Annotated in this window: 34 protein-coding genes; 8 read left to right on the plus strand and 26 right to left on the minus strand. The window is 29.1% G+C overall.

Features of this window, described 5'->3' with window-relative positions:
• Positions 1-27 precede the first annotated feature (27 nt).
• Together D2A34_RS18335 and D2A34_RS18340 are read right to left on the minus strand one after the other, a co-directional pair.
• Positions 28-675: a CPBP family intramembrane glutamic endopeptidase gene (locus tag D2A34_RS18335; RefSeq protein WP_079440734.1), complete on the minus strand. Its 648-nt coding sequence runs from the start codon at positions 673-675 to the stop codon at positions 28-30.
• A 530-nt stretch (positions 676-1,205) separates the two neighbouring features.
• The gene (locus D2A34_RS18340) at positions 1,206-1,742 is read right to left on the minus strand and encodes a flavin reductase family protein (RefSeq protein ID WP_119367521.1); all 537 of its coding nucleotides are present in this window, start codon (positions 1,740-1,742) and stop codon (positions 1,206-1,208) included.
• Between the two features lie 104 nt (positions 1,743-1,846).
• On the opposite strand from D2A34_RS18340, the gene D2A34_RS18345 reads away from it, so the two are divergent.
• Positions 1,847-2,167 (plus strand): winged helix-turn-helix transcriptional regulator, encoded by a 321-nt coding sequence (locus D2A34_RS18345; RefSeq protein WP_079440732.1) that lies wholly within the window; start codon positions 1,847-1,849, stop codon positions 2,165-2,167.
• 66 nt (positions 2,168-2,233) lie between these two features.
• Here the strand turns inward: D2A34_RS18345 and D2A34_RS18350 are convergent, their stop codons facing one another.
• From D2A34_RS18350 to D2A34_RS18440, 19 genes are all read right to left on the minus strand, one after another.
• Positions 2,234-4,399, minus strand: a complete 2,166-nt coding sequence (locus D2A34_RS18350; protein ID WP_079440731.1) for a YhgE/Pip domain-containing protein — start codon at positions 4,397-4,399, stop codon at positions 2,234-2,236.
• 162 nt (positions 4,400-4,561) lie between these two features.
• Positions 4,562-5,209 carry a CatA-like O-acetyltransferase gene (locus D2A34_RS18355; RefSeq protein WP_079440730.1) on the minus strand — a complete coding sequence of 216 codons (648 nt, stop codon included), beginning with the start codon at positions 5,207-5,209 and terminating at the stop codon, positions 4,562-4,564.
• A gap of 188 nt (positions 5,210-5,397) precedes the next feature.
• On the minus strand, positions 5,398-5,610 hold the full coding sequence (locus D2A34_RS18360) for a winged helix-turn-helix transcriptional regulator (RefSeq protein WP_119367522.1): 213 nt from the start codon (positions 5,608-5,610) through the stop codon (positions 5,398-5,400).
• A gap of 253 nt (positions 5,611-5,863) precedes the next feature.
• Positions 5,864-6,754: a PhzF family phenazine biosynthesis protein gene (locus D2A34_RS18365; protein WP_119367523.1), complete on the minus strand. Its 891-nt coding sequence runs from the start codon at positions 6,752-6,754 to the stop codon at positions 5,864-5,866.
• A 110-nt stretch (positions 6,755-6,864) separates the two neighbouring features.
• Complete coding sequence (locus D2A34_RS27480; protein WP_279221636.1) at positions 6,865-6,999, minus strand: hypothetical protein; 135 nt, start codon at positions 6,997-6,999, stop codon at positions 6,865-6,867.
• A 10-nt stretch (positions 7,000-7,009) separates the two neighbouring features.
• Positions 7,010-7,195: a hypothetical protein gene (locus D2A34_RS18370; RefSeq protein ID WP_139376245.1), complete on the minus strand. Its 186-nt coding sequence runs from the start codon at positions 7,193-7,195 to the stop codon at positions 7,010-7,012.
• A gap of 31 nt (positions 7,196-7,226) precedes the next feature.
• Positions 7,227-7,394 (minus strand): GNAT family N-acetyltransferase, encoded by a 168-nt coding sequence (locus D2A34_RS18375; RefSeq protein ID WP_079440727.1) that lies wholly within the window; start codon positions 7,392-7,394, stop codon positions 7,227-7,229.
• Positions 7,395-7,926: 532 nt separating this feature from the next.
• Positions 7,927-8,148 (minus strand): sugar phosphate isomerase family, encoded by a 222-nt coding sequence (locus D2A34_RS18385; RefSeq protein WP_242966104.1) that lies wholly within the window; start codon positions 8,146-8,148, stop codon positions 7,927-7,929.
• Between the two features lie 309 nt (positions 8,149-8,457).
• Positions 8,458-9,195: an MBL fold metallo-hydrolase gene (locus tag D2A34_RS18390; RefSeq protein ID WP_182629414.1), complete on the minus strand. Its 738-nt coding sequence runs from the start codon at positions 9,193-9,195 to the stop codon at positions 8,458-8,460.
• Between the two features lie 72 nt (positions 9,196-9,267).
• On the minus strand, positions 9,268-9,690 hold the full coding sequence (locus D2A34_RS18395; protein ID WP_182629415.1) for an NUDIX hydrolase: 423 nt from the start codon (positions 9,688-9,690) through the stop codon (positions 9,268-9,270).
• Between the two features lie 244 nt (positions 9,691-9,934).
• Positions 9,935-10,399 carry a hypothetical protein gene (locus D2A34_RS18400; protein ID WP_119367526.1) on the minus strand — a complete coding sequence of 155 codons (465 nt, stop codon included), beginning with the start codon at positions 10,397-10,399 and terminating at the stop codon, positions 9,935-9,937.
• 213 nt (positions 10,400-10,612) lie between these two features.
• The gene (locus tag D2A34_RS18405) at positions 10,613-11,407 is read right to left on the minus strand and encodes an ABC transporter permease subunit (RefSeq protein ID WP_119367527.1); all 795 of its coding nucleotides are present in this window, start codon (positions 11,405-11,407) and stop codon (positions 10,613-10,615) included.
• An 18-nt stretch (positions 11,408-11,425) separates the two neighbouring features.
• Positions 11,426-12,343 carry an ABC transporter ATP-binding protein gene (locus D2A34_RS18410; RefSeq protein WP_119367528.1) on the minus strand — a complete coding sequence of 306 codons (918 nt, stop codon included), beginning with the start codon at positions 12,341-12,343 and terminating at the stop codon, positions 11,426-11,428.
• A 390-nt stretch (positions 12,344-12,733) separates the two neighbouring features.
• On the minus strand, positions 12,734-12,916 hold the full coding sequence (locus tag D2A34_RS18415; RefSeq protein WP_119367529.1) for a hypothetical protein: 183 nt from the start codon (positions 12,914-12,916) through the stop codon (positions 12,734-12,736).
• Between the two features lie 11 nt (positions 12,917-12,927).
• The gene (locus tag D2A34_RS18420) at positions 12,928-13,317 is read right to left on the minus strand and encodes a hypothetical protein (RefSeq protein WP_119367530.1); all 390 of its coding nucleotides are present in this window, start codon (positions 13,315-13,317) and stop codon (positions 12,928-12,930) included.
• A gap of 80 nt (positions 13,318-13,397) precedes the next feature.
• Entirely contained in the window at positions 13,398-13,796 is a 399-nt protein-coding gene (locus D2A34_RS18425; protein WP_079440718.1) for a MerR family transcriptional regulator, read from the minus strand.
• 242 nt (positions 13,797-14,038) lie between these two features.
• Complete coding sequence (locus D2A34_RS18430) at positions 14,039-15,118, minus strand: metallophosphoesterase family protein (protein ID WP_079440717.1); 1,080 nt, start codon at positions 15,116-15,118, stop codon at positions 14,039-14,041.
• Positions 15,119-15,441: 323 nt separating this feature from the next.
• Positions 15,442-16,101, minus strand: coding sequence for a phage head-tail adapter protein (locus D2A34_RS18435; RefSeq protein WP_119367531.1), 660 nt, complete (start codon positions 16,099-16,101; stop codon positions 15,442-15,444).
• A 92-nt stretch (positions 16,102-16,193) separates the two neighbouring features.
• The gene (locus tag D2A34_RS18440; RefSeq protein WP_119367532.1) at positions 16,194-17,090 is read right to left on the minus strand and encodes a GNAT family N-acetyltransferase; all 897 of its coding nucleotides are present in this window, start codon (positions 17,088-17,090) and stop codon (positions 16,194-16,196) included.
• Between the two features lie 169 nt (positions 17,091-17,259).
• Here D2A34_RS18440 and D2A34_RS18445 point away from each other — a divergent pair, with 169 nt between their 5' ends.
• The 3 genes from D2A34_RS18445 (at position 17,260) to D2A34_RS18455 (ending at position 19,860) form a co-directional block, all read left to right on the plus strand.
• Complete coding sequence (locus D2A34_RS18445) at positions 17,260-18,318, plus strand: galactose ABC transporter substrate-binding protein (protein WP_119367533.1); 1,059 nt, start codon at positions 17,260-17,262, stop codon at positions 18,316-18,318.
• Positions 18,319-18,601: 283 nt separating this feature from the next.
• The gene (locus tag D2A34_RS18450; RefSeq protein WP_119367534.1) at positions 18,602-19,183 is read left to right on the plus strand and encodes a DUF6143 family protein; all 582 of its coding nucleotides are present in this window, start codon (positions 18,602-18,604) and stop codon (positions 19,181-19,183) included.
• A gap of 515 nt (positions 19,184-19,698) precedes the next feature.
• Positions 19,699-19,860 (plus strand): DUF1540 domain-containing protein, encoded by a 162-nt coding sequence (locus D2A34_RS18455; RefSeq protein WP_079440712.1) that lies wholly within the window; start codon positions 19,699-19,701, stop codon positions 19,858-19,860.
• 150 nt (positions 19,861-20,010) lie between these two features.
• Here D2A34_RS18455 and D2A34_RS18460 read toward each other — a convergent pair whose 3' ends face one another.
• The 3 genes from D2A34_RS18460 to D2A34_RS18470 form a co-directional block, all read right to left on the minus strand.
• The gene (locus D2A34_RS18460) at positions 20,011-20,595 is read right to left on the minus strand and encodes a cupin domain-containing protein (RefSeq protein WP_119367535.1); all 585 of its coding nucleotides are present in this window, start codon (positions 20,593-20,595) and stop codon (positions 20,011-20,013) included.
• A gap of 42 nt (positions 20,596-20,637) precedes the next feature.
• Positions 20,638-20,982, minus strand: coding sequence for a hypothetical protein (locus D2A34_RS18465; protein WP_207669026.1), 345 nt, complete (start codon positions 20,980-20,982; stop codon positions 20,638-20,640).
• Positions 20,983-21,044: 62 nt separating this feature from the next.
• The gene (locus D2A34_RS18470; protein ID WP_079440709.1) at positions 21,045-21,857 is read right to left on the minus strand and encodes an alpha/beta fold hydrolase; all 813 of its coding nucleotides are present in this window, start codon (positions 21,855-21,857) and stop codon (positions 21,045-21,047) included.
• A 243-nt stretch (positions 21,858-22,100) separates the two neighbouring features.
• On the opposite strand from D2A34_RS18470, the gene D2A34_RS18475 reads away from it, so the two are divergent.
• Both D2A34_RS18475 and D2A34_RS18480 read left to right on the plus strand, forming a co-directional pair.
• On the plus strand, positions 22,101-22,418 hold the full coding sequence (locus D2A34_RS18475) for a hypothetical protein (protein WP_119367536.1): 318 nt from the start codon (positions 22,101-22,103) through the stop codon (positions 22,416-22,418).
• A 155-nt stretch (positions 22,419-22,573) separates the two neighbouring features.
• Positions 22,574-22,885, plus strand: coding sequence for a hypothetical protein (locus D2A34_RS18480; RefSeq protein WP_079440707.1), 312 nt, complete (start codon positions 22,574-22,576; stop codon positions 22,883-22,885).
• A gap of 140 nt (positions 22,886-23,025) precedes the next feature.
• Here D2A34_RS18480 and D2A34_RS27300 read toward each other — a convergent pair whose 3' ends face one another.
• Positions 23,026-23,310 (minus strand): hypothetical protein, encoded by a 285-nt coding sequence (locus tag D2A34_RS27300; RefSeq protein WP_242966103.1) that lies wholly within the window; start codon positions 23,308-23,310, stop codon positions 23,026-23,028.
• A gap of 81 nt (positions 23,311-23,391) precedes the next feature.
• Here D2A34_RS27300 and D2A34_RS18490 point away from each other — a divergent pair, with 81 nt between their 5' ends.
• Entirely contained in the window at positions 23,392-23,712 is a 321-nt protein-coding gene (locus D2A34_RS18490; protein WP_079440706.1) for a hypothetical protein, read from the plus strand.
• A 270-nt stretch (positions 23,713-23,982) separates the two neighbouring features.
• On the opposite strand, the gene D2A34_RS18495 is transcribed toward D2A34_RS18490, so the two are convergent.
• A complete protein-coding gene (locus D2A34_RS18495) occupies positions 23,983-24,597 on the minus strand; it encodes an immunoglobulin-like domain-containing protein (RefSeq protein ID WP_119367537.1) in 615 nt (204 codons plus the stop codon).
• 177 nt (positions 24,598-24,774) lie between these two features.
• On the opposite strand from D2A34_RS18495, the gene D2A34_RS18500 reads away from it, so the two are divergent.
• Positions 24,775-26,214 (plus strand): DDE-type integrase/transposase/recombinase, encoded by a 1,440-nt coding sequence (locus tag D2A34_RS18500; protein WP_119365494.1) that lies wholly within the window; start codon positions 24,775-24,777, stop codon positions 26,212-26,214.
• The last annotated feature ends 160 nt before the right edge of the window (positions 26,215-26,374 follow it).

The following is a 26,374-nucleotide window of genomic DNA, read 5'->3' on the forward strand; positions in this document are numbered from 1 at the left end:
TTTTATTGGCTCACAATATAAAAAATACTATATAAGAAATAATAAACATATCATACCAATAAGGTCACTAAAGTAGTGGCCAATCCACGAAGTAAATATGTTTTTAGTTTTTGTAAAAATAATTCCAAATAATATACTATCAATGAATATTCCAAACATATCAGATATTACAATAGCAATGCTTCCATCTGAGTAGTGCATAAAAGCAAAAAGTAAGGATGAAATTATAATTGCCTTAACTGGTTCTATAAACCATTGTAATCTCCCTTGAATAAATCCTCTAAAAATAATTTCCTCTAAAAATGTACCTATTGTGATAGATATTATTGCAGGTATTATTACTTTTACATCCATTGGTAATCTTGATTTTACGTGTTCAATATATCCTGTTATACAATACTTTCCTATATAAAATGTTAGAAGTGGTGAAATAACACCAGCTAATGTAATAAAGTGCCAATTTTTCTTTATATCAATTAAGACAGTTTTTATATTAAACCCTATCTCCGCCCAAGAACGATGTCTTATTCTTTTCTCAATCAAAAGATATATTATAGGAATTACAGGAATGATTGCTTTAAGATTATTAAATATTAAAAATAATAAAACAGTAACAATTATAACAGTCAATGTTTCTGCTAATAATCGCTTGTCTACTTGTTGTTTTTTCTTCACTGTATCTCCTCCTAATTATGCGAGCACTCAGAACTAATACTACATTTAAATTCTTTAAAGCATTTTTTTCACTCCATGCATTAATAAGGCAGAACCAGAAGTTATCCAATACTCACTTATTGGATAATCCAAATCCTTAATTATTGAATCTTTATGTAACATTTTGTACTCCCCTTTTACCAATGCCTATAATTCAATCTTATACTAATTACCAATATGATTCAATTACAACATTTATTGTAAGATTAAATTTAATTTCTATTGCTATAGGAATTATCGTATAAGGCAATTGTACGAATACATAGACATGAAATATTGGTGAAAAGGCTGCTGTATATATAAAATAAAGGGGGACCAAATTATGCCCCCCCAAGACAGCACAATACAAAGGATTAACCCTACCATAAATATAAGACTAAAAGATATTATCTTTTTTACCCTTGTATTTATAATATTTAACTTTATATTGTAATTTATTAATTTTACGTTATACATATATTCTAATATTACATTGAAAACTTTTGAATATATTATTCAATTATATATGCACTTATAATTTCTCCATAGTAAGCTGTATGAAAATCCTTGTTTGCGCCATGAAATGAACTTTCGACATCTTGTGGATAAAATTTATTTTTATTTTCTTCTTTAATCTCTCCCTCATCTTGTTTTTGTTTATATACGATCCTGCACTCAAGTGTAAGTGAAAGTTCCTTAATAGCAGGAACTGAAATACTATTAGATGGCTCTAATGTCAAGTTTAGTTCTTTAATTTTGTCACTTAAATGACCAGATTTTGTGCCACAAATCCCCAATATTTTTTTATCAAACTCGCCAAACGGTATATTTATCGTAAATTCAGGATTTTTTTCAAGTTGATGTTTTGTAAATCGATTTTCCCTCACGAAGACTGTGAAAATCGCTTTTCCCCATTCTATTCCTAAAGTTCCCCATGAAATAGTCATAGAATTAACTTTATCATCTACCTTTGTTGTTAATAAAACCCCTGTTTTAAGTGCTCTCATTATCTCATTTGCATAATCAAATACTTGTATCTCTTTTTTCATAATATTATCCTCCTTGAATATTTGTTGTCTATATGATAAATTAATATATAATTCATAACAAGTATGCACTTTTTTGTTAGATACTACCCAAAAGGAGAGTAACCATGAATGATGAAATAAATATTAAACCATTTGCTTATGCAATGTCTTTGATTGACGGTAAATGGAAAATGCATATATTATTCTGGCTTTGGAAAAAACAAATTCTAAGGTATGGTGAGTTGAAACGTCACCTTGGAACAATTACTCATAAAATGCTCAGTACACAGTTAAAAGAATTAGAATTAGATAATTTAATTATTCGAAAAGAATATCCCCAGGTTCCTCCAAAGGTAGAATATTTTCTATCCCAAAGAGGTTTAAGCATTATGCCTGTTTTGCAGTGCTTATGTCAATGGGGTAATGATCATATTAATGATTTATAATATTTCAGTGAAAGCTATTTATTAAACTATTTAAAATTTCCCTCTTAGAAAAATCTCCACTTATCCTCATTCCCCAACCAATCCACTTTCTCTCATCCTTTTAACAAACTTTTCAGATTTCTTATTGACCTTTTCCTTTAGAAAAATAGAAATTATTATTGAGATGAAAAAATATATAGATAAAATTCCTGCATTATAGTATAAGGAACTCCAAATAATTCCGCCTTCCGCTTCTCTCATTCCGCCTATAGCATAGGTAAAAGGAAGCATGGGACTTATATTTTGAAAAAACTTAGGTGTAAGTTGTATTGGAAATGTTCCACCTGATGCCGAAACTTGAAGTACCATTATAATCAATGCTAAAGCCTTGCCAACATTTCCAAATACGGAAACCAGAGTATAGATAATCATTATAAACACAAGCCCCACATACATAGAAAATATTAAAAATACCACTGGACTTACGGCATAAGTTTTAATGATAAAAAAATTTCCTAAAATAATAATAATAGTCTGAAGTAATGAAAGAGTAGCAAGGGTTAAAAACCTACCAAAAAACATCTTTGTTGTTGCCAAGTTTTTACCATCTTCTAAAGGTTCTACATGTATAGACAATATAGAAAGCAGTGTAAATCCCCCCACCCAAATAGCAAGAGTGCTATAGAACGGAGACATAGCTGATCCATAATTAGGTATAGGAAATACTCTATTTTGCACTAGCTCAATTGGATTTGCTAAAAAATCACTTACATCTTTTGTGTTTTTATGTAAAAAATCCGTAAGTTCATTAAATTTCTGATCATTGTTCAAATTTTTAAATTTTTCAACATTGCTATGAATGGTTTCTTGAGCCTGTGGAAATTTATCCTTAATATCTTTAAGCTGTGCTGCCCCTAGGTCAGTACCGATATTTGCGTCTTTTAATAAACTATTAATTAAAGGCATATTATTTTTTGCACTTTCTAAAAGCCCTAACGAATTATTTGCCATATCTGTTGTATTATTTACTAGATTATTTATTTGTGGAGAAATAGTGTTATCAAAATTACTTATTGACTCATCTATAAGCTGAGAGGTTTTATCTATATTTTGTATAGCAGAATTTACTGCATCAGAAGAAATTGCATTACCACTACTTAAAGCACTTATAACATTATCCAGATTCAATTTATTTTGAACCAGCTGATCTCTAATATTTTGCATTTTGCTTATGAAATTAGAAAGTAAATTACTATGTAACATGTTATTTACAGACTGAAGTATATTTATATCATTATTAATAGTAGATATTGCATTGTTTAAATTATTAACGGAAGACTTTAAAGCCTCCTGCTGCCCTTTAACATCTGTATTTATAGAATTATTAATGCTGCTAAGATTATTTTTCACTGTGTCCGCATTAGCTTTTGCTCCAGCCAAGTCAGTTCTTATATATGGAGATATATTTTTTATAGTGCCATTTACTTTACTAAAAAAGTCATTACTGGACTTTATAACATTTTGAGCATTATTCAAGGAATTTGTTATATTAGGTACATTTTCCTGAATATTTCTTATGAAATTATTCATATCTACAGCTCCATTATACGCATTATTTATACCTTCTCCGATTTGAGGAAGATTAGCATCTATATTGCTTACCATATTTATAAATTCCTCCATCTTAGGCTTAAGCTGCTCTAGTTCAACACCATAGGCGCTCATATAATTAAGCACAGTGTTACTTACTTCTTTAGTAACGGAGCTAGTTATTTCACTTTGCAGAGTAGTTAGTCCGCTTTTTGTAATCTTAGGTGCAATAGCATTAATTTTTTCATTAACAGCATAAATTAAATTAGCCTTAGTAGGTTCACCGTTTGCTGTAATAGATAGAAGATTGCTCGAAAAATTTTCAGGTATGGTTATACTGGCGTAATACTTACCATATTTCACTCCACTTTCAGCTTCACTTTCATCAACAAAAGTCCAGCCAATGCTTTGATTATTCTTTAGTTTATCTACTACTTCATTACCTATATTGATTTCTATGCTTTGAATCTTAGAACCTTTATCATTATTTACTACTGCAACTAGCAATCCTTTGGTATTACCATAAGGATCCCAAGATGCTATTATATTAATCCATGCATATAAGGCAGGTACAAAAAGTAATCCTGCTATTATAATCATGAGAGGCTTATTAGATATTATTTTTTTTATATCCCGTTTATAAATTTTAAGTATTATGCTCATAAACCTTTATATACTCCCTTTCTTGAATCTAATATTAATATGTTAATTTCATAGGATAAATCAAACGCTCTAAAAAGATTATGTCTGATTTATATTTTCCATTAAAATATCAAATGATTCATAATGAAGTTAAAATAAAGGGGATGATAAACGTTTTTGAATTTACTTTAAATATTGTTCTGGATTTAATGATATTTTCATTACATCTGAAAAAAACAATGAACAGTGGTATCCATCAGCAACTGCATGATGTACTTGGATAGTTACTGGCATAATAATTTTATTATTTTCCTCAAAGAACTTCCCCCATGTTACCATCGGAAACAGGAAAGGACTACTTCCTTCATTGTTTACATTAAAAGATGTGTAATTAAACCAAGGCAGACATGAGACAATAAAGAAATTCTTCTGAAATTGTGTTGTAAAATTATTATCTTCTTTATAACTGTTCAAAGCATTTACCATGTCTTCATAAAAACTCAAAAATACATTATTAAAAGCTGTATACATATCACTCATTACTTTAGTCTTATCATTCAATACAGAATAACTCGGACCAATTTCATCAAAAAACCCTAACCTACCCTCTTCATCTATGGCCATTTTAAATTCTTTATAATTATTTATAGCTTTTGAAACAATCCATGTAAAGGTTGGATAAAGTCTTAACTTATTAGATCTTGTATAATTATATAAATTAGTAATATCAAGATTAACAGTAATACTGTATGTACATTTTGCATTATTAAAAAAATGATTGAAGCAATCTTTCCTCTCCCAAGTATTCATATCAACTATATTAAACCCCATAATAATTTATTTCCTCCTTATATTTAAATCTCATATATTTTTATTTCTAATCTTCAAAATAGCTAACCACTTATCTTCATACAATGTTTACTTCATTTTAGTTTACTATTTAGAATCAATTATAGCATAAATTGTAAATATCATAATATCCAGTTTTCATCTGATTAAAACTCTAAAATCATATAATACTATTCAGAGCCACCGTGTTTGGGTTTCGAATCAACTTTATTTTCAGGCGAAAATGCCCCTTTTCCTTGTTTATAGTCACATTTTTCACATTGAGTCATTCTATTTTCATTATCTTCCTTGTGATAGGCTTCAGACCATCTGCAAATACTCTGCAAAATATGAACCACAGAATTTCCCTCCTCAGTGAGACAATACTCCACACGAGATGGAATCTTATAGAATCTTTAATTATTCTTCTTCATCCTCTCTAACTTTCATCTTGTAATGCTTAAAAATTTTATTTTGATAGTTTCCTACTTTAAGTAACTTATTTTTTACTTAATTCTAAGCACAATTTACATATTATGTACTATGTTAGAATTACACAGAAAAAAATCGCAAATTCATAGTGATATGCGATTTTATAATACGTTATTTATTTTTATTGATTCATGATTTAAGAAGATTGAGTTTCTTTATACATTATCATTTGAACTCAATTGTTATTTCATCTGTATAAACAGCAGTTCCAGATATAGCAACCTTTATATCATTATCTTTCTTAGTAACATGAACATGTACTTCACCATCTCGTTTCACTTCATCCCCCTGCTCTACTATCAGTTCAAGAGCATTCATACCCGGAGTTATGTAGGTTATATAATATGCGCCCATTACTCCTGACGCAGTTCCTGTGACTGGGTCTTCAATTGTTCCTGAAAATGGAGAGGAAAAATGTCTTGCGTGCATATGAGTATGTTTTTTTATAGTTTTTAAGCAAAAAGGATGAACTGAACATTGTGGCATCTCCTTTAATGTAGTTGGAAACAATTTGTTTTGTGGTATCATACGTGAAAAGGCTTCTAAAGTTTTTATTGGAACAAGTAGTGTCCATGTCCCAGTACTACCATAAACAGTCGGAATAGATGTATCAATATCGTCCGGGTTCAGTCCTATTGAATATGAAAGTTCCTCAATTGAGCCTTTAAAAGGTTTAAAAATAGGAAGAGCTTGCTCCATCAATACATATAACGTTTTATCTTTTTCAAAGAAATCAACTTGTAGAATACCTGCCTTTGTTTCTATTGTTATCTTATCACTCTTGTTTATTAGTCCTTTTAATTTTAACGAGTATAATGTTGCAACAGTACCATGTCCACATAAATTAATTTCATGACCTGGTGTAAAATATCTAATCTGCAAATCCGCCTTATCAGATTTAACAACAAAAACTGTTTCATTAAATCCTACTCTATATGCGATTTCTTGCATTTGCCCATCCGACAAATTATCTGCATTTAAAACAACGCCTGCAGGATTTCCCTTATTAGGAGTATCTGAAAATGCGTCATATTTATATACTTTTATTTTATTCATCTTTATGTGCCTTACCCTTCCATCTATAAATTCCTTAAAGTTTAATTCACAATAATTTACTAGTATGAATCAATTATAGCACAAATTGTAAATATCGCATTATTCAATTTTCAATATATATATGCTTTCTCTTGGTTAAAGTGTATTGTTGGACTCCAAGCCTTTTGTTCCCTCAAAACTGTTTCATTTTGTCTATATGCACTTGTTAAATTACCGCCTGATAATTTTTCCCAGCTATTTATCACCATTACTCCCCTACAAATTACCATTTATATTCCAGTTGATTATATCATATTTTGTAAACACTACATTTTTCAAAATCCAAAGAGTATTATTTTCATTTAAATTTTCCTTACATATTTCACACATAGGATTATTTTCCAGATTTAGGGCATTTTCTATATGATGATCCACGTAGTCCATAATTGAATTTATTTTCAAAAATATCATATACATGCAAGCGCTCTCTATATTATAAATATTTTTTATATCCTTTTACAACATCATTATTGTATCCAATAGCCTCATAAAATTTATGAGCTTCTTTCCTTCTGTAAGCTGAAACAAGCATAGTGAAGTAACACTCTCTTTTTTGAGCGTACTTTTCAATAAAACTCATTAACTTCTTACCGATTCCCATGGCTCTACATATGAATCATCCATTAAATGAATCTAGCTTCTGGAAGAGCTCCTCTCAATAATATTGACTATAAATTTGATGAAACAGGAATTACGATTAAAATACCTTATTATGAATATGTTAAATAATTATAATCTTTAATTGTTCTTTTTTATTCAACCTATTAGTATTACGGATTTAAATATTTATTATGATGAATATATTTTTTCACCTATCACATAATAGAAATTGAGTAATTTAATTCTATTCTCACTTTAAGTTATGAAAGGTGGTTAATCTAATGAAAAGATTTTTTATGGTATTTTCTATTTTTTTATTTCTATTTTTTAATATATACTCGGTAACCACTGTAGCAGCTTCAAAATCATTTTCAGAAGGATTTTTTTCGCCAAAGGATTTGAACCTAATGGAAAATGTTAATTATACTATCCAGAATGTTTCGCCTAGTTATGACTCCTATTTGATTATTTTTGATGATAGTGAACGAACACAACAAGCTGTTCGTTTAGAACCTAATTCACAACCTCATATTTTACTGCCTATTAAACATACCTACAAAATGAATACCTAATTCCTTTGCTAAATTCTCAGTACTTTTTGAAGTTGCTACACCCTTTAAATTCATACCGCTTTGAATCAATTTTCCAACTTTATTAATCATATAATAAGCTGTTGAACCAGTACCTAATCCCAATGTCATTCCATCTTTTATATACTCTGCTGATTTTTCTCCAGCAATTCTTTTCTGTTCCATAACTACCTCCTAAACAATTTTGATTTCATAATTACCTAATATTATTTTAACTAATCAACATAGTTACTATGACTTTCAATATTTGAATTAACTTAATATATTTTGTAAATATTAATTATTTAATTTATAACCAAGGAGTTTTACTCACCACAATTTTGTGGTGAGTGATTTGTTGATTCGTCAAATTAGAATAATGAGTAATATTTTAGAATTACGTATAAAAAATCGCAAAATTAATCTCTCTTTTAATAATGCGATATTTAAGTCTGATATATATTTTTATAAAATATATTAGTACACTAATATAAACTATTTATTACTTAATGTTATACTTTCACTATTGTTTAATACCTTTATTCTATGGTTAAGATTAGTTAATTCTTCTCTCTTGAGAATGCAATGATTCCAGGCTTCTAGATGAATTGGTAAAACTATGGAATCTTTTGAATTGATTAAGATTTGCTCTATATCGTATTTACCCATAGTAATTTTATTACCATTCAATACCGCATTTCCTGAAAACGCCAATATATATTCTGGCTTTTCATTATTTAATACTGTTTTTACCTCATCACACCAGACAGTATCTCCAGTTATATATAGTTTACCTTCATTGGAGCTATCAAGAATAAATCCAAATGATTTTCCCATTATGGATTCAATTTCTCCTATGCCATGCCTTGCATTAGTTGATTTAATACTAATATCTTTAAATTTAATAGTATCATCTATTGATAAAATATTATTAAAACCTACATTACTAATAGTTTCCTCAAAATAAGAAGGACATATTATTTTCACATTCTCTCCATAAATTTCAATAATCCTTTCATCAAAGTGATCTCTATGGGGATGAGTTAATAATATTGCATCTATGTTACTTAAATCAATATCTTTGGCTTCCATATCAACCAAAGGATTGTTAATCAGTTGTCCACCATTTGCTGGTGATAATGTTCCTTTGTTATAAAAAATAGGATCTAATAAAAACCTTGTGTTTTCAAATTCAATCAAACAAGTTGCATGTCTTAATAAAGTAATTTTCATAATAACCTCCATGTATACTTATCAAAGTATTATTTATATTTTAAAATTGATTTCTCTAGAGCAATATATTTATCACCATCCATAAATATCAAATTGCACACCAGCTATGTAATTTTCTATTGCCCGCTTTATATATGGGATAACGTTATAAGGAAGGTCATCAATTTCAAACCATGATAAATCATCGCATTTTTGTGGCTCCATATTTGTTATTTCACCATCCCATGAATCTGCTGTAAAAAAGAAATCAATTCTTTCATCATCTAATTTTCTGTGCATGACACTTGCGAATTTGATATTGTTTGGTTTAATTTCTACTCTTGCTTCTCTTATCATTGCTGATTTTACATCTTCATTCCCATCTGAATGCCCTGCCACAACACTATAATTTCCATCTTCATATCCTGTATTAAATCTTCTTAACAATAATATTTTACCTTCCCTAATAAGCAAAAGGTGTACGGCAACAGGCATTTGAAATCTTTTCTTACTCAAATAAAATCCCCCTTCTAAAATGCGCTATAAATCACCATTATAAATCAATTATAGCATATATTGTAAATATGGCATTATTCAATTATAAAAACAATTCTAGATTGCTATACTCATTTTATATAGTGCATAATATTTTAGTATGACGCATTAAAAAACCGCAAATTCAATCTCTTGAATAATGCGATTTTACAATTTGTTATTTATTTTTTGTGATTCATAGTTTTAAAAATAATAAATCATTAAATTATAAATTTGAAAATGGAATTAAACTATGAGTTTCAGTTAAATGCCTTTCATTTCTTGATCCATTTGAATCTCTTTCTATCAAAGTCCAAGATGGTAGGCTTTCACCTTCATCTTCCAGATCATAATCTCCACCCGCTGGATCTGATAAACGATATAAAACTTCATTAAAAGCAGTTAATGCTATTTCGTATGCAAAATCACCTAATAGTTCTGGTGTTGCTCCTTTTTCTAATAATTCACTTTCAACTTTAGAAATACTGAACCCTTTTTCAATTCTATTTCTTAAAATATCACCATATTCTGTTTTATAAGATTCAAGACTTTTATTTAGGGGTCTTACAAACCGAAATGCTGAAAGCCACGCAAAATTCTTGTCATTGATCTCAAGATTAGCATAATAATCTGCTTTATTTTCTGGTAATCCAAACTCTTGTAACAGTTCTTTGATTTCTTCTTTACCCATTATTAATTCTCCTTACTTTTATATAATGCTCTTATTTACTATTCCTAATCAATTATAACATAAACTGTAAATTGCATATTATTCAATTTCAAAGAGCATTCACATAATTTACTACACAAAACCTACAAGTTGCGTACTAAATCTTCAGAAAAATCTACTAGTGAAATCCCATACTTTGCATTCTGATACAAAATTAAAAAACTTTAGATTTAGTTAAATTAGTTTCTCTGGAATAAACTTAGAAGCAATCCTCTTCATTAATATGTAATCAAGTATCAAGAGAATACCTCCTCCTAGAAACAAAACAAGATTGCTAAGTAAAAGTACACCTGTCATTTGGCCCACTAATAAAAGAATCACAGGAATAACAAGAAGTCCACTTACTTGTTGTGCTTCTTGGAAGGTTTCTGATTTTGCTGATACCATAACAGTAAATATCAACGATAGTAAATTGATTGCAGGTGAAATCCAAAGTATAATTATGAGCCATTTTATATCTGGAAAAATAAGTCCTCCAAAATATATAAATCCACCTATATTGAATATGATTCCTATGGCTATAAATGAAATCAAAGTCACTATGTATGATGGTATAAAAACCCCTAAAATCTTTGCTCTAAGCAGTTGTTCCATTGATATTGGTGTATAAAGCAGAGACTCCAGAGTTTTATGCTCCTTTTCTCCAACAAAACTGCTAGCCCCAATTACTCCTGAACACATTATAGGAATTATAAGAAAGTATGAAGGAAACATAAAGTTTATCATTACTTTTATTAATAATTGAGCTGGAGTATATGTTGTATATTCTAAAGGCAGCTTTTTTAAAAGAGGTGCCAGTTTCGTAATCATGCTAGAATCATTTTGAGCAAAGTTTGCACCTATCAGTATTCCTAGGGGTACGATTATTGTAAGAATAATTGGTACAATGGTCATAGGCATTATAACTCTTTTCGAACTTGTTATTTCATTTATATCTTTATATATCAATGCTTTTTCATTTCTATTCATACTTTAACCACTCCAAACCTATAAAGTTTCATCATCATTTCTACCTTTTATATATTTAAAATACAGCTGTTCCAAAGACCACTTCTGCTGCATAGCCTCATAAATTTCTCCACCGTTTGCCAGTATACTTTGTATAAGAGTATTGGCTTCTTTATCTCCTAAAATGGCTTTACTATATAAACCACTATTTTCACGTACAAATCCAAGCTTCTCCGAAATATTTTTGCCTCTTATTTTTAATTGAAGAGCTGCATTTTTCCTTGAAGCAAGTTCATCAAAGGTACCTAAACCAAGGATATTCCCATTGTTTATAAAACCATATAGGGTGCAGATATCTTCAGCATATTTTAATTGATGAGTACAAAGAAAGATTGTAACTTCATTTTCCTCCGCAAGTTCTTTTATAAGCCTTGTAACATTCAACGCATTTTCTGGATCTAAACCAGAGGTAGGTTCATCAAGGAATAAAACTTTAGGATTGTGAATCAATGCTATACCTAAAGAAATTCTCTTTCTCATTCCTGTACTGAAAGATTTCACCTTCTTATCTTTTACATCTAATAACTCCAGCCTTTTCAATATGTAATCAATACGTTCATCAAGTAATCTTTCCTCTATTCCATGCATACTCCCAAAGAATATAAGATTTTGTCTGGCAGTAAGATTTTCATAACAGTAGGAGCTCTCAGTCATAACTCCACATAATCTATGAATCTCAAGATTATTTTCCTTAACAGGTGTCCCTAGAATTTCTGCATATCCTGATGTTGCTGAAAGAATTCCATTAAGAATTCTCACTGTGGTTGTTTTCCCCGAACCATTAGGACCAAGAAAACCAAATATCTCTCCTTTAGGTATAACAAGACTTATATTATTCAAAGCATCAGTATGTCCATCATAGGATTTTTTTAGACTTTCTATACTTATTGCATCCATTTTTTCACCTCACAATTATTAGATATATAATTAGTTAAAACTTTAAAGAACTATGTAGTCTATGTGGTATATATAAATAACTATTATTTAAAATCATCATAAATATAATTCAATTTGTTATTATAAATTATTAGCAGCATCCGCTATAAATATTACATTAATAAATTATCAAAGGACATTAATTACTTCAAATCTTATACATAGTGCGCAGCATTTTAAAATTGTACAATAAAAAATCACATTCTCATTTCTGAATAATGTGATATTCGGACCTGTGATTCTTTGTGTACGTATCATAAAAATCTTATATAAATTATGTTAAAAACTATGTATTCTCTATATGCTTAGCTCCACTATCTGTACCAACAATAATACGCTTAAACATATTATTTAATTTTTCCTTACATATTTCGCATATGAGTATTTTCCGAATTTAGGACATTTTCTATATGATGATCCACGTAATCCATAATTGAATTTATTTTCAAAAATATCATATACATACAAGCACTCTCTACATTGATAATTATGCTCTTCATCAAACTTAAATATTATGAATAGTTTAATAGACATTCCTATTCTCCCTATATAGAAATTAAGGAAACTACACTGAATATAAATTGTATAATTGCAAATGGCGTCATTACATATTTTTCTTTTTTACTTTTTGTTAGCATTCCATTCCCTACAATTGCATATGCGAGAAATAAAGTATTCACTATTATAACTATTTTCACAAATATAGAGTTAAACCCTATATTTAATATATTACCTCTTTGCAAATAAGTCATACCAACAAAGATGAATATAAAAAATAAAGTGGCACTTATAAAACGCATTTTTTGTGGTAATACCTTATTTTGCCCTCCAAGAACATATTCACCAAATGGAGCACCAAATGTAATGGATAACTGTAATAAAGACATTCCAAAAGTAATCACTGCACATATGAGTGAACTAAAATAACCTATCATATTAACATCTCCTCAATTTTTTTACATTGTATTTGTTAATATAATAAACCCTGTAGTATACTCCCTAGTCAATACTCTCTTTATTTTATTTTTTTCTTTATTTCAATACAACTTCTTATATTATAATTTTCAATATTGTATACAACCTTTTCCAATCCCTTTTTTAAACTATATAAATCTTCAATTTTATTTTCAATTACGTCTATTTTCTTAAATATTATTTCTTTTAATAAATCATTTTGAGAATTTAACTCCTCCTCCGGGAAAGTAATAATATTTTTTATTTCATTTAGTGTAAATCCTGAATCTTTTATTATTAAAATTACTTCCATTACTTCAATATGACGTTTTGTATATATTTTATAGCCATTTTCTTTTTTTTCAGGTAATGGTAATAATCCAAACTTTTCATAATATCGAATTGTCTCTTTATTTACGCCTAGTAATTTAGAAATTTGACCAATTGTATACTCTTCCATTTATCCTCCATGTAATTGCTTACTATCACAATTTACAAGTATTTACTATTTATGAATTAATTATAGCACATTTTGTAAATATTACATTATTCAATTTTCCTGTAATGTTTACTTGCGACGTACTTCATCAAGTCTCATTTAATATAGAGAAGATATCTTTATTTGCTACTATTTTTTTCTGGATAGTTAGTAATATTTAAAAATCGCAAATTCATTTTTATAATATATAATAAGAGAAATATTTATGACATATTAATTACTAGATCATCCCCTACTCCAACTTTAGTTATAAAAATTTTATTTAAGTCGAAATTTACTGTGACAATATTTAAACATATTTCTGATGTTGTACCTATCATTCTTGTTGGTGCGTTAGGATTACTCAATGATTTTCTAGGCACATCGTTCCATGTACTAATATATTTAATCCCCTTTCTTGTTAATACTTGTTCACTATGTGTATGTCCATAGAAAAATGCAATAACATTTCCAAGTCCTTGTGAAGAAAAATCTACTGAAACTGATTGTCCAAAGTCTCCAGTAGTTGCTATAGAATTATATTTTGTTCCCATCTTAAATGCATCAATAATATCTAACATTACAGTTCCGTTATATACAAGATTATCTGCACCTATCATTTCTTCTGGAAATGGATTAACATGCGTAAAAAATATAACCTTCCATTGCTCATCTGGTATGTTCAATGCAATGTGTGCTAACCAGTTTAACTGAGTATTTGAGTAAGCATAAGTATTTTGTCCATCATACTTCCATGCTGCCTTATTATATTGATTTTTAATATATGGAATATCGATAGAATTTAAAAAAATTGCTCTGACCCTATATTCTGGCATATCATAGTAATAATACATTCCTTCTCTATTTGATTCATCAAATTTAACAATTCCCTCTAACCTTTTAAACATGATATTATATTGTTCTTGTGGTATCATGGTATATTTTACATTATCTGTTCCATTTGAAATTATCGAGTTATCATCATGATTTCCCTTAACTGTAAAATAATTATCGAAAGATATCTTATTAATTAATTTTGCTGCTGTATCTAAATGAATTTGCTTTGTTATTCCATTATCTAAATTATCTCCACAACAAGCTGTAAATTTAATATCCATATTATTGTTTATATAATTAATGGCCTCTATGTCTGCAAAAGTCGATGCTTCAGTAATATGTGGGTCCGTAAAAAAAGAAAAACTTATAGTTTTGTTATTTTGAAGTTCTCTTGCTTTTGCAATTTGCTGATCAACTGTTTCTTTTAAATAAATGGGCATTTTATTCTCATACGTTTTATTATTCATTTTACTCCTCGGCTTTCATTTAAATATTTTTTCTTTCGATAGCTATTAGTAAATTTTTAAACAATATTCTCTTAATACATCCTTAATTTTATTATCTACAAATATCTTCTTATTTTAACATGTTCCTCCATAATTGCACTATTCAATTTTCAAAGAACATTTTACTTCATAAAACACATTGAGTAATATTTTAGAATTGTGCAACAAAAAAACACCGCAAATTCATCCGAAATAATGCGATATTTTAGTTGTGTTATTAATTTTATTATACTAATAAAACGTATTTATATAATAATTATATCTTACTAATAAATTGGAATTTGTCAGCTTTTGCATATTTTATTTTTAATACGAAGACTGGCTTCAATATGCATTATCCAATGTCGTGAAAATGGCATTTGAATTAAGCCCTGAATATTTTTATCACACCAATAATCGATTAACCAAACAGAATCATCATCATTACTAACTACATCCAATGACTTAATCAGTTTCTTATCTTGTTCATTCATTTTTATTTTCAAATCCTCATATGAAAGTTCTTTTAGTAATTGTGATGTTGAAATATCAACATCACTAATATACTGATATAGTTCCTCCAAATTTAGTTTTGATGAAAATATTGAAATTTCTTGTTTAATCAGTTCATTTCCAGTTGTCATAATAGGTGACTTCATTCTTTCACTATAGTTATCTTTAAAAAATATTTGCTCTCTTTTTTTTATCAAAGAATTGGATACTATATCTTCTATTCTAAAAATATGATACAAAGAATAGGCAATTGTTTTATTATGATACCCTTTCGCGTTGATAAAAGGCATTGCATTAAAATCTTCTCTATTCAATAATTCCTTAAAACCTATTATTTCTTTCATTAATTCTTTTCTTAACTCCAATAATGTATCAATTCCTGCATAAAAAGTATCTTTTTTCTTTATCTGTATTTGCATTTTTTTATTTAAATCTGACCATTTGGCATTCATAAGCTTACCTCCACAAATTACTATTTATCTTCTAATCCCCGCCTAAGACTTAAGGATTAGCACCCCTTAAGATTTTGCTCAACCTTTATCAGTTAAGTATGAGACAATACCGGAAACATAAATTGCTTATCTTCAAGTAACATTTTATCTCTTCCTAGAACAAATAAAACATCTTCTTCACCTAGTTGATTAAGTGTGTAAGAGCTTGTCTCTTTTGGTGTAAAATAAAGTTTTGCCTTCTTTATGTTTTCATATACCAAATAATTAAGTATCTTATCTAAAGAAACTTCCTCTTTGCAAAAAACATCTAATAATCCTATTGTATCCTCGGCAAAATCTGCAATTACAACTGCATCATAATCTTCAATATAATAAACATTTTCATTCATAAATAAAGTGCAATAAAACATAGTCAGTTCTGCATTACCAAGCATAGAAACTTTAGCAAGTGAAGCTGAAGAATTAGCTTTCTCAAATACTAGGGACTTATCCTCTTCATCAGACATATTTAATTTTTTCGCATATCCATGTCCATTCTTTATGCTTACTAATTTTCCGCATTGATATTGACTTAATCTATCAAAACCGAATTTAGGGTAAAAATCAAAGACCGTGTCATTAGCAAATAAATAAATCAAGTCACACTTGTCTTCCCATTCTTTTATGATTTTTTCTATGATTACTCGAGCTAACCCCTTATTTCTATAAGCAATGTCAGTCATCACCGTTCCTAACTGAATATACCTTTTTGTTTTTCCATAAACCTCAAAATCCATTATATTAACTGATACATTGGATACAACTACATCGTCATCCATTAATGAATAAGGTATATATTGATTTTTCCAGTATCCGTCTTGATACCATTTTTCAAAATTAAATCCAAATGTTTTCTCTGTTAAAGCATTAAAGCTCCTTCTATATATATCATCTTCACCATTTCCTATAACCAATTTATATTCTTTACCTTCTATATCAAAATACTTCATAATCTAAATTCCTCTTATATCATAAATAAATTTTCTTTTTTATTAAATACCATTATAAGTTACCTTTACTTATGTAACAAATATTTTATTTTATAAATATAAGATTTAGAATAAACTCTTTTCTAAAACGTATAATAAAGCTATATAACAACTGGCAAGGAGGCTCTAAATGAAATCATTTAAAAGAATATTAAGTACAGCTTTACTTACAATTATATTGATTATAATGATAGGAAATAACACATATATGACTACGAATGCTAGCACAAACTATCCTCGAGGCGCTCTTGTTAGAGTCGGAATATTTACAAGAGACCTTAATGATGATTACATGATACTCCTACGCAAAAATTTTGAAGATATTCAAAAGAATAATCCTGAACAAGTTGAATTTTCTTTTTATAATGCCAATTTTAATCAATCAACACAAAATACAGATATTGAAAATGCACTTAATAACGGCATTGATCTTATATTATTAGATATGGTCAATCTACTTGAAATACGAGAGATGATTAACAGAATTTCTCAACATAACGTCCCATTAGTACTCTTTAATAGAGTGCCATTTTCAATGGAGGCAATTAAATCTTATAAAAAAGCTTTTTATGTAGGAACAGATTCAGTACAAGGCGGCACTTTACAAGGAAAAATGATTGTCGATGCTTGGAGGAATTATAAACAATTAATCGATAAAAATAATGATGACGTATTACAATATGCATTGCTCGTTGGTGAAAAGCTTAATAAAACCTCCATCGATAGATCAACATACTCCGTTTCAACTATTAACGAAGCTTTTATAAAAACAGAACAACTTGCATCACCTATTTTGAATTGGGACACAACATTTGCTAAAGATGCCATTGATGCATTGTTCTTAAGATATGGTAATAGAATAGAAGCAATAATTTCAAATGATGACTCTATGGCAATTGGCGCTGTTCAAGCATTGCAAAAATATGGCTATAATAGTGGAAACAAATCTCAATCAATCATAGTTGTTGGTGTAGATGGAATATCTGAAGCTAAAGAACTAGTTTCAAAAGGCTTCATGTTAGGTACTGCTTCACAAGAAACAGCTGATATGGCTAATACAATATATACCGTAGGATTGAATTTAGTTAATAATAGAAATCCTGTTGAAGGTGTACCATATAAACTAGATGAAACAGGAGTTGCAATTCTCCTTCCATATGAACCATATACTGGGCCAATGTTTCAATAATCTTTTAATATCTAAAAATGGTTACATACAGCATTTAAAATAACTCTGCCACAACGATTTTTATGATTAGAATAGATGGTAACCAGGAGGTAATAGAATCAAATTCAATTAAATCTAATATTGCAATTCTGTTGATAAAATTGCAATATTTGATCCAGGTACAGTAAACATAACATTATAAATCTTATGAATAACCTATTAGCATTTCAACATTTACGGAATATTATATATAAAGACAAGCTATAGTAACGCATATGAAAAAAATTCATAGGAGATGTGATTGATGTTAGAAAATAATAGTAATTATATCCTAGATAATAAAGATACCAAATTACAAGAAGTAGTTAGTATTCCTGTTTCTTTATATGAATCGATGAAAGGAAAATACTTTGTAGGTCAAACAGAGACTTTATGGGTTGGTAATGAATCAAATGCCTGGGCCGGTTTATCAAATCCACGTAATTCAGATGTCAACTTATATGCAAATGTATTTACTATTTCAAATCTATCTAATGACTATTTAACTGCTCAAATATGGTTAAATACTAGTTTCCCTGAAAAAGCCTGCACATCCCATAAGATTTCTCCGACTAATACTGCTTTAAAGCCACTACCAAAAAATAGAGTAAACATTCGATTTATTGAATCTACTAACATGGTTCCTAAAGATGGAGTTAATGTGTATGAAAGAATAGTACCTCCTAATACAACATTAGTAGGCGAGGAAGATGGAAAATTTATAGAAGCTCCAGGTGGAAGTTATACTTTAATCATAAAATCATCAATTTTAAAACTTGATAAGGTAATAGTTGCATTTGGATGGTGGGAAAAACCAATATGTAAAAAAGGAGATTATATTAAATAGCTTAACTTTAACAAGGAGATGTAAAACTTCCTCTAGATAATTTTTAAAATACCAGATTCTTAAATGATAACTTGGGAAATGTTTTTTCATTTCCCAAGTTTAATTATTTCTAAATTCATCAAGAAATCACCAGAAATATTTGAGCATAAGCTACCAGTTAATCACCTGGAATACATATGAAATTAATTTATTCATGCCGTATTCTTTTTTGAATTTGCCACCATACTGACACAATTGCATATTATAATAAAATTATAATATTGATAAAACCTTTTCATAAATATTTCCCTAAATATAAATAGAAAATAGTAACTTTCATATTCTTATATGTAGGTTACTATTTTTTGTTATATCATAGTTATACAAATCAAGCTAATAGACATAATTACATAATATTATTCTACTATTTTTAAACACAAATAGAATTATAAGCAAGTATTGCGTTATTTTAAAAAGCATAAAATACAAGTTTAATCAAATAATATTACAGAAATATAATTAAAGGAGTGATTTATATGTCATGTAATAAAAGTATAGGTTGTTCAGTAAAACCTTGCAAATGGCACAGCAAAGGAGAAGATTATTGTACGTTAGACAAAATAAATGTAGGAACTCATGAATCAAATCCTAAACAAAAGGAATGTACTGATTGTAATTCTTTCCAATTAGGTATGTAAGTATTTGAATTAATATTAAAAAGCAGTAGTTGGATTACTACTGCTTTCATCATTATTTGAAAAAAAAGAAGTCTAACCTTGTGACATAAATTCATGCAAGGTTAGACATTAGTCTTTTATTCTTAATTATGGTTAATTCTTTTTAGAAACTTATTCAGTCGGTTTAGTAACATGAACTGTGCCACGTGGATGGTGAGGTGGAGCATATATAGAATAAACTTTAAGTGGTTTATTCCCTGTATTTATGATATTGTGCCAAGTGCCAGCAGGTATCATGATTGCAAAGTCATCACTGGCATTTGCTTGAAAATCTAGATTGTCTTTGCTTCTTCCCATCCTAACAATTCCTTGTCCATCCTCAATACGTATGAACTGATCAGTGTCTGGGTGAATCTCTAAACCTATGTCATCACCAACATTAATGCTCATTAAAGTAACTTGAAGATGGCCTCCTGTCCATAAAGCTGTACGAAAACTGGTGTTTTGCTTGGTAGCTTTATCAATATTAACTACTAAAGGCAGTGGACCATAATCTTTCAGTTCCATTTGTTTAACTCCCATTGATGCTTGTGGTAAATCGGCTCTAAAATCATTTTCATTTTCATCAAAAACATCATTATATGGGACATTTCTAAAATAAGAGCTCGCAAAGTCCCAATTATCATATGTGCAATCTAAATTATTACTTGATGCTCCAGTATTATCATCTTCTGGATACAATCTATTATTTGGCATATTATTTCTTCCTTATATAGTATTTCAAAATTATAATATGTCTTAGTTTTTAAAATGTTCTATATTATATAATTCAAAAGTATTTTCTATTACATTAGGTAAAATGCTGTAAATGGACTTTCCAATCCTCTCTTCCATCAGAAAATATCCTGTAGGTAATGCTAATGCATCACATAGCTGAATTAATTTATCGTAGGCTGAATATTGCACATTTCCTAAGTATTCCTTAACAAATTTGTATTCCTCATTTGAACAGTCCCAATTACCAAAAACAGCATCAACATCTTGAAGTGGATGAGAGTGAGTTAAACAAATTCTTACTAGTAGATTATATCCTCTTTCAGCTGCAAAATTATATCCTTCTATACTATATCTCATGCTTGTCACATCGTACCTTCTCTTTCGGTTGATTATATGCATAAATTTAAGTTATAGTTGGGTTATATATATTATTCTTCAATAAATTTTATTAGTTCTTCATTAAATTCTTTCTTTTGGTCATAAAATACTGCATGTCCACTGAATTTGAATGCTAAAAGTTTTGAATTGCTAATCATTTTTTCTTGGATTTGTCCTAGCTCAAAAGGCACAATTTTATCATGAATTCCATGCATAATTAAAGTTGGAACATCTATTTTCTCCAAATCAGAAAAGAAAACTTCATCTATCCACGCATTTGCAACTGCTGCAGTTGCCCATCCTGCTGCCTGCAATCCCAATTGAAAGAACCAATCTGAAAAAGCTTCAGTTATATGTTGATAAAAAAACATATCTCCAAATCCCCTAAGCATATTTGGTCTGTCATTATATGTGCCTTTAATAATTTGTTCAACAGTTTCTTTGTCTAAGCCATAAGGAAAATCTGGACGTTTGATGAGACTTGGAGATACTGCAGCAATAAGGGCTAACTTTGATACCCCATGACCTTTATGACGAGCCATATATCTTACAGCAATTCCTCCTCCATTTGAATGTCCTGCCAGTGTTATATCTTTTAAACTTAATGTATCAATTATGCACCTAATATCATCTGACATCCTATCAAAATTATAGCCTTTGTAAGGCTTATCTGAATCTCCAAATCCTCTTGTATCTACTCCAATACATCTATACCCCAGTTTTGGCAAAACATCAAATTGATATTCAAATAACTTGTGACTTCCTGGCCAACCATGTATAAATAAAATTGTTTTCTCAGCTCCCTCGTTAAGATCTTCTACATAAATTTTTACATCTGGTTCTACTTTTACATAGTACCCCATTAAATAGCCTCCAATAAAATTACTTATAATTTACATTATATTAATTGGACGATGAATTTATTAATCATTAATATGTAAGAACATTTCTCCATTAATTACTGCTAACTTCCTACATAGTACATAATATTTTAGTATTGTGCATTAAGTAAAATTTTACTTTGAATATATTCGTTTAAACATCACATAATAAAGTTGAAATTAATTAGTTGTAAATTAATAAAACTTTAAAGGATGGTTAACGCTATGAAAAAATTTATTGCTATATTTTCTATTTTTTTATTTGTATCATTTAAGATTAACACACTAACCCTTGTCGCTGAAGCCAAAACTTTTTCACAAGGTTTTTATACTATGGAGGATTTAGGTTTATATCCTAACACTCCATATTCTGTTCAGAATTCGTCTACTTATAATGACGGTATACTAATTATTCTCGACGGAAATAAAACCATACAACAAATCATACGCATAAAGCCTTCGTCACCAAAGTATACTTTAATACCTCTTATGAGTGATTACGTTTTTATACTATATGGTAATTTTGATTTAAATTTCTCATAGAGTATAAGTTTGGTAATTTTGATTTTCAACGACTTAAACACTTGCTTAAATTTCACTTTACTTGAATTCTTCTTTGAAATTTTCGCATAATAATCTTAAATCAATAATCCATATTTTATTTTCTGGTGATACAATTATGAAAGGTGGTTAATCTAATGAAAAAGTTTATTGCTGTATTTTTAGTTTTATACTTTATTATAAATCCAATAGCTACAGCCGCTGAAACTAAAACATACTCTCAAGGTTTTTATACAATGAAAGATCTTAATCTCTCTGAAAATACCATTTATAAGGTTCAGAACAATGAACCTTATGTACAGGGTCTATTAATTATTCTTGATTCAAATTCAAGGGTACAACAACTTATACGAATACCATCTAACTCTACTGAGAATACTTTAATTCCTCTTGCAAAAGATTATAAATTTATAATATATAATAATGTTAATTTAACGTTCTTCCAATAGGCATTTTTATAGGGCCTATTGTATTTGTATCATATTTTAACTTACATTAATCGGCACGCACTTTCTACATTGTTATTAGTAACTTCTTATGATGAATAATTATTTAAAATCCCCATATACTAGAATGATTTATGACTAAATCAACTCCATTTATTTTTGCCCCTAATATATAGGGGCTTTAAATTTTGTCGAATAATATTCTTTAATATTCGCATAATACAAATGTCTTCATGTGTAATTAGTTCATTTTTCCACCATCTTTTGTTAGTACATTCACTTCTTAGCCATCTAGCTGCTCCCATTTGTTTAACTTCTATTTGAAACTCTCTTACTTCCTGTTTTGGATGATCTGGAAATTCAAGGAGTAAAGTCAGGGAATTTAATGCTCTTTCTTCAGTCCCAAAATAAACTTCATAATTTGTCATTGTTGCTCTACCTCACGTTCTTACTATCGTGCGTATATTCTAATTTCAAAAACAAAATACTAATAAAATGGAGGTGCTATTATGAATATAAAGAAATTTTTAGTATTTTTTCTAATATCCTTATTTGCATTTGTTAAAATCCCTCAAGCACAACCACTTCCTATTGCAACAACTTATACACAAGGTATCTATAATATGACTCAATATAATGGAGATTATATTACAGGTAAACTAATAACTCCCGACAAACCTCTTACTGTAATAGTAATTGATTCTAATGGTAAGCAAAAAACATTTTTAAGGTTTGATACCCCAAATGAAACTGTAAAACTGGGTCCTGTTCAAGAAGGCGATATTCTAGCACTGGTTGGTACTGGAGAAATATCTTTTTCTCCTCTTTGACAGTTTACTAATATAGTGTTTAGTGAAATTCTAAACACTATATTAAGTATATTAACTTTCCTACTTAATAAAATTTCTTGTATTACTATTTCGCAATATCTACAGATCACGAAATACCTTCAATTATAAAAAACAAATATCGCAAATCCATTTTCCATGAATTTGCGATATACATACCTTAATCTCTAATATATTTTTCTATTATTTATTAATTGCTACTAAAATAAATTAGTTCTACCCTCGAAGCAGATTCCCAAACTTTAAGAGTTTTTACTGTAGACTAAATTCTGCTGATATATTTGTATATCCCTCGGAATTACTTATTTCTTTCACAATTCTATATTTACCTGGTGTTAAATTTTTAAAATCTTTTAATGTGTCTAAGCTGCAATTTTCCTTATTTATATCTTTTGATAATAGAAATATACTAAGATCTTCAAACGTTGCATTTTTTGAAAAATCTAAACTATGCCACTCATTATCTTCAAATTTTTCTACTTTATATCGAGTTCCATATCCACCGTCTAAGTTTGTATTATTTGTAATATAAACATTAATATCTTTCGTACCAAGTGGATATACACGTTCTTCAGCCTTCATAGTGATGTCTTGCACTTGAACTCTATCTTTATTTGGATCCATAGCTCCACTTGCATCAAAGTAATATCCATCAACAGTTGCATCATGTACCATAGCACCATCAATATTGTAATAATGATAATTACCTTTAATAAATTGCCAACCTGTGATGTATGACTTTTCCGTGTTCCACCATCCATTAGTACTGTGCTTCCATTCTGCATTTGCTCCTATTGAATTTAATGTCAGCACAGAAATTAACACTAATAAACTCATTACTACATTTGATAATTTTAACTTTCTCATACATATCCCCCCCAAGCTGTAACGTTAGTGTAAAGTATTTACACTACTCTTTTAAATTTTTTCTTTATATATCAAGGGTTCGAGCGTTTTTTTGTACAAAAAAACAATGCCCCCCTAATTTCATGTTATAATCGAGTTCCGCAACACCAAAACAACATCAAAAGAAAGGTCATTGTCATGGATTCAATTATAACTTATTTACTTTTATATAATCAATATTTAGTTAAAACTATTTATAAACTTGTTTTGTTTATTTCAAAGAATATACCATTAAATCAATGGGCATTCGACGATTCTAACAGCCCAGAATATCAAAAATTTAAAGTAGACAAACTTCCTAAAATTATTCGTTTTGAAAAAGTTGACTATCAATTTCTTTTAGCTTATTACAAGCACAAATATAACAAGGTAGTGAAACCCGTCCAACGACGGAACGGCAAGTCTATTCCTAGTGAAACTATTTGCCCAAAGTGTGGTGCACCTCACCATTATATCTACGATAATAACGGCAATCGAGGTCAGTTCCAATGCAAGGTTTGTGGTCAAAATTTCAACGAAAGCAATTATGTTACTAAGCCTATAGTACTTGTGTGCCCTCATTGTGGCCATACTCTTACTCAAAAGAAAAACCGTAAGCATTTTCGCATTCATAAATGTATAAATCCTAAGTGTTCATATTGCTTAGCTGGTCTTAAAAGACTTCATAGTGATATAAAATCTTCTGAGAAATATAAATATAAGCTTCACTATATTTATAGAGAATTTACTTTTGATTTCTTTAAGATGAATTTACATACACTTTCTAAGCGTGCTATCAACTTCAGTTTTAAAAAGTTTAATCCTCACATTATGGGTTTATGTCTGACCTACCATGTTAATCTTAAGCTTTCAACTAGACAAACCGCTCACGCTTTAGCGGAGATACATAGTATAAAAATATCACATACTATGGTTGCTAACTATGCATTAACTGCAGCTACTGTAATTAAACCATTTGTAGATACTTTTGATTACAAACCTTCTAATATCCTTTCTGCTGATGAAACTTATATAAGAGTAAAAGGTATCAGGCATTATGTTTGGATTGTTATGGATGCTTGTAAAAAGTCCATTCTTGGCTATCAGGTATCTGACACAAGAGCTGTTGGTCCATGCATACTTGCGATGCGGATGGCTTTTGATAAATTTCAAAGCTTTCCTGGTAAAATGTTAAAGTTTATTGCTGATGGTTATAGCGCTTATCCACTTGCTAAGCAACAGTTTGAGCTAGAAGAAAATAAAATTTTTGATCTTACTCAAGTAATAGGACTTACAAATGATGATTCGGTTTCTAAAGAATACCGTTGGATTAAACAAGTAGTTGAACGCTTAAATCGTACTTTCAAATCATCATACCGTGTTACTTGTGGTTATGGGAGTGAAGACGGTGCCCTTTACGGAGTCTCTCTTTGGGTTGCATATTACAACTTTCTGCGCCCACATCCTTATAATTATTGGCGGCCTCTAAATGAGATTGATCAATTAAAACAAGCTGATAACATGCCTGCTAAATGGCAAATACTTATTAGTCTTGGTCAGCAAACTATACTTCATATGCAAGAAAATCAACTCTCCTAAAATAAAGATAAACTTAATACATTTTACAGTTTTTGCCTTCGGCGACGGAGGTCTTTTGTCATACACAAAATCAAATGATAAATTGTAAAATTAAACATTTTTACTTAATAGTGTAGATTGATTTTTACTTCTATTTTTTCATAGTTTACTTTACACTATC

The organism is Clostridium chromiireducens (genome assembly GCF_003575225.1).
Taxonomy (GTDB): Bacteria; Bacillota; Clostridia; order Clostridiales; family Clostridiaceae; genus Clostridium; species Clostridium chromiireducens.